The 8100-nt window shown below is 62.9% G+C and carries 8 protein-coding genes and 1 pseudogene; 4 read left to right on the forward strand and 5 right to left on the reverse strand.

The window, feature by feature from the left end:
• Positions 1–635 (forward strand): IS3 family transposase (locus CQW31_RS30155; RefSeq protein ID WP_143524246.1); only part of this gene is annotated, 635 nt, incomplete at its 5' end.
• Between the two features lie 82 nt (positions 636–717).
• Here the strand turns inward: CQW31_RS30155 and CQW31_RS30160 are convergent.
• Genes CQW31_RS30160 through def form a run of 5 tightly spaced genes read right to left on the reverse strand, consistent with a single transcriptional unit; the run spans position 718 to position 5241 of the window.
• Positions 718–1026: a tetratricopeptide repeat protein gene (locus CQW31_RS30160; protein WP_054884419.1), complete on the reverse strand. Its 309-nt coding sequence runs from the start codon at positions 1024–1026 to the stop codon at positions 718–720.
• An 11-nt stretch (positions 1027–1037) separates the two neighbouring features.
• Positions 1038–2411 carry a Trk system potassium transporter TrkA gene (gene trkA, locus CQW31_RS30165; RefSeq protein WP_099816075.1) on the reverse strand — a complete coding sequence of 458 codons (1374 nt, stop codon included), beginning with the start codon at positions 2409–2411 and terminating at the stop codon, positions 1038–1040.
• A 24-nt stretch (positions 2412–2435) separates the two neighbouring features.
• Complete coding sequence (gene rsmB / locus CQW31_RS30170) at positions 2436–3746, reverse strand: 16S rRNA (cytosine(967)-C(5))-methyltransferase RsmB (protein ID WP_054884417.1); 1311 nt, start codon at positions 3744–3746, stop codon at positions 2436–2438.
• The gene (fmt, locus tag CQW31_RS30175; protein ID WP_099816076.1) at positions 3743–4675 is read right to left on the reverse strand and encodes a methionyl-tRNA formyltransferase; all 933 of its coding nucleotides are present in this window, start codon (positions 4673–4675) and stop codon (positions 3743–3745) included. The genes rsmB and fmt overlap by 4 nt, the downstream gene beginning before the upstream one ends.
• A 59-nt stretch (positions 4676–4734) precedes the next feature.
• On the reverse strand, positions 4735–5241 hold the full coding sequence (gene def / locus CQW31_RS30180) for a peptide deformylase (protein WP_054884415.1): 507 nt from the start codon (positions 5239–5241) through the stop codon (positions 4735–4737).
• 207 nt (positions 5242–5448) lie between these two features.
• On the opposite strand from def, the gene dprA reads away from it, so the two are divergent.
• The 3 genes and pseudogenes from dprA (at position 5449) to CQW31_RS30200 (ending at position 7897) form a co-directional block, all read left to right on the forward strand.
• Entirely contained in the window at positions 5449–6546 is a 1098-nt protein-coding gene (dprA, locus tag CQW31_RS30185; protein ID WP_099816077.1) for a DNA-processing protein DprA, read from the forward strand.
• A gap of 43 nt (positions 6547–6589) precedes the next feature.
• Positions 6590–7147 carry an L-threonylcarbamoyladenylate synthase gene (locus CQW31_RS30190; protein ID WP_011953122.1) on the forward strand — a complete coding sequence of 186 codons (558 nt, stop codon included), beginning with the start codon at positions 6590–6592 and terminating at the stop codon, positions 7145–7147.
• A 441-nt stretch (positions 7148–7588) separates the two neighbouring features.
• Positions 7589–7897 (forward strand): annotated as a pseudogene (locus tag CQW31_RS30200) (hypothetical protein).
• Positions 7898–8100 lie beyond the last annotated feature (203 nt).

Raw genomic sequence — 8100 nt, forward strand, 5'->3', positions numbered from 1 at the left:
AGGACAAGCTGGTTAACAAGAAGGTCGTTGAACGACTGATGGCTGAGCAAGGGTTGAAGTCAGTGGTACGGCCTAAGAAATACCGTTCCTATCGTGGTGTTGTCGGCAAGGTGGCGGCGAATTTGCTAGAGCGAAATTTTGTTGCCCAACGACCTAATCAGAAGTGGGTGACCGACGTGACTGAATTCAAGGTGGCGCAACAGAAGCTCTATCTCTCGCCGGTTATGGATTTGTACAACGGTGAAATCGTGGCGTACGAAACGGCCAAACGTCCTTGCTACAGCCTGGTTGGGAACATGCTCGACAAGGCCCTCGACTGCTTGGGAGAGAAGCCGAAGCTTGTGCTGCATTCAGATCAGGGATGGCATTACCAGCAGGCTCAGTATCGTCACAAGCTCCGTGGGCGAGGCGTGAAACAGAGCATGTCGCGCAAGGGCAATTGCCTGGACAACGCGGCCATGGAAAGCTTCTTCGGTACGCTCAAATCTGAATTTTTCTACCTGAAGCGCTTTGAGAGTGTCGATGAGTTGAAAGCGGGCCTGGACGAATACATCCGCTACTACAACCATGACCGCATCAAACTGAAGCTCAATGGCCTGAGCCCTGTTGAGTACAGGGCTCAGGCTGCAGCATAGAACTGTCCAACTTTTAGGGGGCAGTCCACTTTGTGGGAGCGGCCTTGCGTCGCGAAAGGGCTGCAAAGCAGCCCCGGCAATGTCAGACCTTGTTCAATTTCTTCAGGAATACGGTCATCTCTTTCTCGGCCTGTTTGTCACCATGGGCCTGAGCCGCCACGATCCCGTCTTCCCAGGCCTTGCGCGCCGCTGCCAGGTCACCGACCAGCTGATACGCCTTCCCCAACAGCTTCCACGCCGCCGAATACTTCGGATCCTGCTCCACACACCGTGCCAGGTGCAGCGCCGCCTCCGCGCCATGGCCCTCATCCAGCCAGGCCTTGCCCAGGCCAAACCTCAGCAGCGGGTTATCCACACCCTTGGCCAGCATCTTCTCCAGCGATTCACGCATGCCGTCTTCTCCTAGAAGAAACTCAAGCCGACGTGGAACAGCTTCTCCACATCGCGAATGTGCTTTTTATCCACAACGAACAGGATCACATGGTCGCCCGACTCGATCACCGTGTCGTCATGGGCGATCAACACTTCCTCGTCGCGGATGATCGCGCCGATGGTGGTGCCCGGTGGCAAGGCAATGTTTTCCACAGCCTTGCCGACCACCTTGCTCGACTTAGAATCGCCGTGCGCCACCGCCTCGATGGCCTCGGCCGCACCGCGGCGCAGCGAGTGCACGCTGACGATATCGCCGCGTCGCACGTGCGCCAGCAAGGTGCCGATGGTGGCCAGCTGCGGGCTGATGGCGATGTCGATTTCGCCACCCTGCACCAGGTCGACATAGGCCGGGTTGTTGATGATGGTCATGACCTTGCCCGCGCCAAGGCGCTTGGCCAGCAGCGACGACATGATGTTGGCTTCGTCGTCGTTGGTCAGGGCCAGGAAGATATCGGCGTCGGCGATGTTCTCTTCGAGCATCAGGTCCTTGTCCGAGGCGCTGCCCTGCAGCACCACGGTGCTTTCCAGGGTATCGGAGAGGTGCCGGCAGCGTGCCGCGCTCATCTCGATGATCTTCACCTGGTAGCGGCTCTCGATGGCTTCGGCCAGGCGCTCGCCGATCTGCCCGCCGCCAGCGATGACAATGCGTTTGTTGGTCTCGTCGATGCGGCGCAGCTCGCCCATCACGGCGCGGATGTCCTTCTTCGCGGCGATGAAGAACACTTCGTCATCGGCTTCGATCACCGTGTCGCCCCTTGGGGTAATCGGCCGGTCGCGACGGAAGATCGCCGCCACGCGGGTATCGACGTTGGGCATGTGCGCGCGGATCTGGCGCAGCTGCTGGCCCACCAGCGGGCCGCCGTAGTAGGCCTTCACCGCCACCAGCTGGGCCTTGCCTTCGGCGAAGTCGATCACCTGCAGCGAGCCTGGGTGTTCGATCAGGCGCTTGATGTAGTTGGTCACTACCTGCTCGGGGCTGATCAGCACATCGACCGGGATATGGTCGTTGTCGAACAGTTCTTCGCGGGTCAGGTAGGCCGACTCGCGCACCCGGGCGATCTTGGTCGGGGTGTGGAACAGCGTGTAGGCCACCTGGCAGGCGACCATGTTGGTTTCGTCGCTGTTGGTCACTGCCACCAGCATGTCGGCGTCGTCGGCACCGGCCTGGCGCAGCACCGTCGGCAGCGAACCGCGGCCCTGCACGGTACGGATGTCCAGACGGTCGCCGAGGTCACGCAAGCGGTCGCCATCGGTGTCGACCACGGTGATGTCGTTGGCTTCGCTGGCCAGGTGTTCCGCCAGCGTACCGCCTACCTGCCCTGCGCCGAGGATGATGATCTTCATCCGCTACTCCCTACCCTGTGTGCTTTAGCCGCGCGAGGCGGCGATCTTGATCAGCTTGGCATAGTAGAAACCGTCGTGACCGCCTTCCTGGGCCAGCAGCTGGCGGCCGTGGGGCTGGCGCAGGCCGGCTTCGGTGGCCAGGTCCAGCTCACGGGCTCCCGGGGTGCGGGCGAGGAAGGCATCGATCACTTCGGTGTTTTCGGTCGGCAGGCTGGAGCAGGTGGCGTACAGCAGCATGCCGCCCACTTCCAGGGTCGGCCACAGGGCATCGAGCAGCTCGCCTTGCAGTGTGGCCAGGGCCGGAATGTCCTCGGCCTGGCGGGTCAGCTTGATGTCTGGGTGGCGGCGGATCACACCAGTGGCTGAGCACGGTGCGTCGAGCAGGATGCGCTGGAACGGTTTGCCGTCCCACCAGCTGGCGGTGTCGCGGGCGTCGCAGGCGATCAGCTCGGCGTCCAGCTGCAAGCGGTCGAGGTTCTCGCGCACACGGGTCAGGCGCTTGGCTTCGAGGTCGATGGCCGTCATGTGAGCCAAGCCGGGTTCGGCTTCGAGCAGGTGGCAGGTTTTGCCGCCTGGAGCGCAGCAGGCGTCGAGCACGCGCTGGCCGGGGGCCAGTTCGAGCAGGTCGGCGGACAGCTGCGCGGCTTCGTCCTGCACGCTGACCCAGCCTTCGGCGAAGCCTGGCAGGCCGCGCACGTCGCAGGCTTCGGCCAGCACGATGCCGTCACGGCTGTACTGGCAGGCGCTGGCGCTGACGCCAGCTTCGGCCAGCAGTGCCAGGTAGGCGTCACGGCTGTGGTGGCGGCGATTGACCCGCAGGATCATCGGCGGGTGGGCATTGTTGGCGGCGCAGATGGCCTCCCACTGCTCCGGCCAGAAGGCCTTCAGCGACTTCTGCAACCAGCGCGGGTGCGCGGTGCGCACCACCGGATCGCGCTCCATGCCGGCGAGCAATTCTTCGCCTTCGCGCTGGGCGCGGCGCAGCACGGCATTGAGCAGGCCTTTGGCCCAAGGCTTCTTCAGCTTGTCGGCACAGCCGACGGTCTCACCGATGGCGGCGTGGGCCGGAATGCGGGTGTAGAACAGTTGATACAGGCCGACCAGCAGCAGCGCCTGCACATCGGCATCGGCTGCCTTGAACGGCTTCTGCAGCAGTTGTGCCGCCAATAGATCGAGGCGAGGCTGCCAGCGGGCGGTACCGAACGCGAGGTCCTGGGTCAGGCCCCGGTCGCGTTCATCGACCTTGTCCAGCTGCGCTGGCAGCGAGCTGTTCAGCGAGGCCTTGCCGCTGAGTACAGCGGCAAGGGCACGGGCGGCGGCGAGGCGTGGATTCATTGGTCCAGCACCTTGCCGGCGGCGAACTTCTCGCGGCGGCTGTTGAACAGGTCGCTGAAGCTCAGCGCTTTGCCACCGGGCAGCTGCAGGCGCGTCAGGCTCAGTGCCTGTTCACCGCAGGCGACGACGAGGCCGTCCTTGCTGGCGGAGAGGATCTCGCCCGGGGCACCCTTGCCTGTGGACAAGTTGGCAGCCAGCACCTTGACGCTTTCGCCATCCAGGGTGCTATGGCAGACCGGCCACGGGTTAAAGGCGCGGATCAGGCGCTCCAGCTCGACGGCCGGGCGGCTCCAGTCGATGCGCGCTTCGTCCTTGTTCAGCTTGTGGGCATAAGTGGCCAGGGCGTCGTCCTGCACTTCCCCGTGCAGCGAACCGTCGACCAGGCCGGCAATGGCCTGGACCACAGCGGGAGGCCCCATTTCGGCGAGGCGGTCGTGCAGGCTGCCGCCGGTATCGTCGGCGCTGATCGGGGTGACCACCTTGAGCAGCATCGGGCCAGTGTCCAGGCCGGCTTCCATGCGCATCACCGTCACGCCGCTCTCGGCGTCGCCGGCTTCTACGGCGCGCTGGATCGGCGCAGCTCCGCGCCAGCGTGGCAGCAGCGAGGCGTGGCTGTTGATACAGCCCAGGCGCGGGATGTCGAGGACCACTTGCGGCAGGATCAGGCCATAGGCGACCACCACCATCAGGTCTGGCTTGAGCGCGGCCAGTGCTTCCTGTGCTTCGGCATTGCGCAGCGTCGGCGGCTGGAACACAGGGATGTCGTGGGCGACGGCCAATTGCTTGACCGGGCTCGGCATGAGCTTCTGGCCCCGGCCGGCAGGGCGGTCGGGCTGGGTATAGACGGCCACGATCTCGTACGGGCTGTCGAGCAGGGCCTTGAGGTGTTCGGCGGCAAACTCTGGAGTGCCTGCAAAGACGATGCGCATGGAGTTCTCGCTTGCAAAAGAAAAAGGCTTGCCGGAGCAAGCCTTCTGGGAGGTGGGGGTCAGGCTTGCTGGCGGTGCTGCTTTTCCAGTTTCTTCTTGATCCGGTCGCGCTTGAGCTGCGACAGGTAGTCGACGAACAGCTTGCCGTTGAGGTGGTCGAACTCGTGCTGCACGCACACCGCCAGCAGGCCTTCGCATTCCAGCTCGAATGGCTTGCCGTCGCGGTCCTGGGCTTTGACCCGCACGCGCAGGGGGCGGTCGACGTTCTCGTAGAAGCCAGGAACCGACAGGCAGCCTTCCTGGTACTGGCCCATGTCGTGGGTCAGTTCTTCGACAGTCGGGTTGATGAACACGCGCGGCTCGCTGCGGTCTTCGCTGAGGTCCATGACCACGACCTGCTGGTGCACGTTGACCTGGGTGGCGGCCAGGCCGATACCAGGGGCTTCGTACATGGTTTCAAACATGTCGTCGATCAGCTGACGCAGGGCGTCGTCGAACACCGTTACCGGTTTGGCAATGGTGCGCAGGCGCGGGTCCGGGAATTCGAGAATGTTCAAGATGGCCATAAGGTCAGGCAGTCACTGTGCGGTCGGTTGAAAACTGAGCACACATAATAAAGGGAAACGGGGATTTCAGCACCTGTGAAAGCTCGGCTAGGGTCTCTATAGGCCTGATAGCCGCCAAATCATGGACAGCTTTTCAAAGTGTTACTCACAAACTTATCCACAGGTTGTGCCACGTAGATGGCCCTGTTTCGATCAAGGATGATCTCCATGCTGAATGACCATTCGTCGCCTTGTTCACCTGCCGAACTGGAGGCCAGATTACGCCTGCATCGCCTGCCCGAGACCGGATTGCGACGTTTTCGCAGCCTGCTGGAGGCCTTTGGCAGTGCGTCTTCAGCGCTCAGCGCACCCGGCCCGGCCTGGCGCGCGCTGGGTATTCCACAAGCCACCATCGATGCGCGGCGCAGTGCCGAAGTACGCGACGGTGCACTGGCTGCAATGGCCTGGCTAGAGCGCCCGGGCCAGCATTTACTGATGTGGGACCGGCCTGATTACCCGGCATTGCTGAAGGAAATCGATGATGCCCCGCCGCTGCTTTTCGTTGCAGGCAATCCGGCATTGCTCGACCGACCTCAGTTGGCCATTGTGGGCAGCAGGCGTGCCACACCTCCGGCACTCGACACGGCCAGGGCATTTTCCCGCTGGCTGGCGCAGGCCGGTTTCACCATCACCAGCGGGCTGGCCCTGGGCATCGATGGCGCCGCTCATCGGGCGGCACTGGAGGTCGCAGGGGGCACCATTGGCGTGCTCGGCACAGGCTTGCAAAAACTTTATCCACAGCGCCACCGCGACCTTGCGCGGATGATGATCGACATGGGCGGTGCACTGGTGTCGGAGTATCCGCTCGATGCCGGGCCTTTGCCGGGCAACTTCCCGCGGCGCAATCGCATCATCAGCGGCCTGTCGCTCGGCGTGCTGGTGGTCGAGGCCAGCCTTGCCAGCGGCTCGCTGATCACCGCCCGCCTGGCGGCTGAGCAGGGTCGCGAGGTGTATGCGATTCCCGGATCGATCCACCACCCGGCAGCCAGGGGCTGCCACCAGCTGATCCGCGATGGCGCCCTGTTGGTGGAAAGCGTGGAGCAGATTCTGGAAAGCCTGCGCGGTTGGCAGAACCTGCCGCCAGCTGCTGTGGATAAACCGACGCATCCGTTGCTTGCCCTGCTGCATGCCGCGCCACAGACCAGCGAGAATCTGGCCCATTTCGGCGACCTGCCGCTGGCCGAAGTGCTGGCGCAACTGACGGAACTGGAGCTTGAAGGCCGTGTCAGCAATGTTGCCGGGCGTTGGTTTGCCCGCGCTGGCTGAGTAAACTGCGCGCAAGCTAAGGTTAATGGGCGGAGAGACGTAAATGGTGAGCAGTTTTCGTGTGCAACAAGCCGCACGTGAGATCCGGGCAGGCGCGGTGATCGCCTATCCGACGGAAGCGGTCTGGGGCCTGGGCTGCGACCCCTGGAACGAGGACGCGGTGTATCGCCTGCTGGCGCTGAAGTCGCGGCCTGTGGATAAAGGGCTGATCCTGATCGCCGACAACATCCGCCAGTTCGACTTCCTGTTCGAGGACTTCCCTGAGGACTGGATCGACCGTATGGGCAGCACCTGGCCGGGGCCGAACACCTGGCTGGTACCGCACCAGGACCTGTTGCCCGAGTGGGTGACCGGGCAGCACGACACCGTGGCGCTGCGGGTCAGTGATCACCCTGTGGTGCGCGAGCTGTGTGCCTTGGTCGGGCCGTTGATTTCCACCTCTTGCAATCCGGGCGGGCGCCCGGCGGCCAAGACCCGCTTGCGGGTGGAACAGTATTTTCATGGCCAGCTGGACCTGGTGCTCGGTGGGGCACTGGGCGGGCGGAAGAATCCGAGTGTGATTCGCAACCTCGCTACTGGCGAGGTCGTTCGGCCGGGCTGATACATAACCTCAGGATTGGCGCGGGACCCTGTGGGAGCGGGCGTGCCCGCGAACACCGGCGAAGCCGGTGCCATCCATGGCGTTGCCTGCTTCGCGGGCAAGCCCGCACCACAGAGTGCCCGTTCCCTCGCAGATTTTTCTGAATTTTTCTGGAATGGCTGTCCAGCTTGGGCTTCGGGAAATATCCTACGACCCGCGTCCCCTGCCATCACCTTCTCAGTGGGAATCTCTGCCTCTAGGCTTCATCCGTCGCCGAATAACTTGGCGATCGGGTGTGGTAACCCGGAGTACGAATTCTGAATGGCAGCCAATGGCGGCTGTGCGCGGGAGGCTTTCGAGCCTGCCGGGTTTGGGATTCGTCCGGTTTACCACCCTGCGTACAGCTGCCTCCCAAGTCGTGTGGTAACGAATTGAGGGCCAGCCTTTAACAGGCGAATCCCTATGATCAAGAAAATCGTCCCCGATCCACCCCTTCCCTCCACTTCCTCCCGATCCTTCGGCCGCTGTGACGCCGGGCACGAGGCATGATTTACCGTCAACCCGAACATTGCTGCTGAAGATGCCCTGGTTCACGTAGCGCTGTACCTGCGCTGCGCCTATGAGACCGGCTACAAAGCCTTGGACTACATGCGCGAAGAAGGCCGCGGCATGTTCTGGTCGAACCTGCATGCGATTGAAATGGCGGAAGGCGTCATCGAGGCGATTCTCGATGGCATCGAGACGACGCCTGTGAAGCAGAAGAAGGTGTGAGGGCTGACAGGTGCCCGCCTTTGGATTTTCAGCGCCTATGAGATCGAGCGCCGCCCGCGCGGCGCATCGCGGGCAAGCCCGCTTGTATGGTTAGACTTGAAGGGGTGGTGGGACTAAATGCCCGATTCTGACTGTTCGCAGCAGTACAGACCGTGGGAGACATCGCCCCACCCCTTCCACCAAAGCGCCGATAAAGAATGCAT

The organism is Pseudomonas sp. 382 (genome assembly GCF_002759075.1).
Classification (GTDB): Bacteria; Pseudomonadota; Gammaproteobacteria; order Pseudomonadales; family Pseudomonadaceae; genus Aquipseudomonas; species Aquipseudomonas vlassakiae.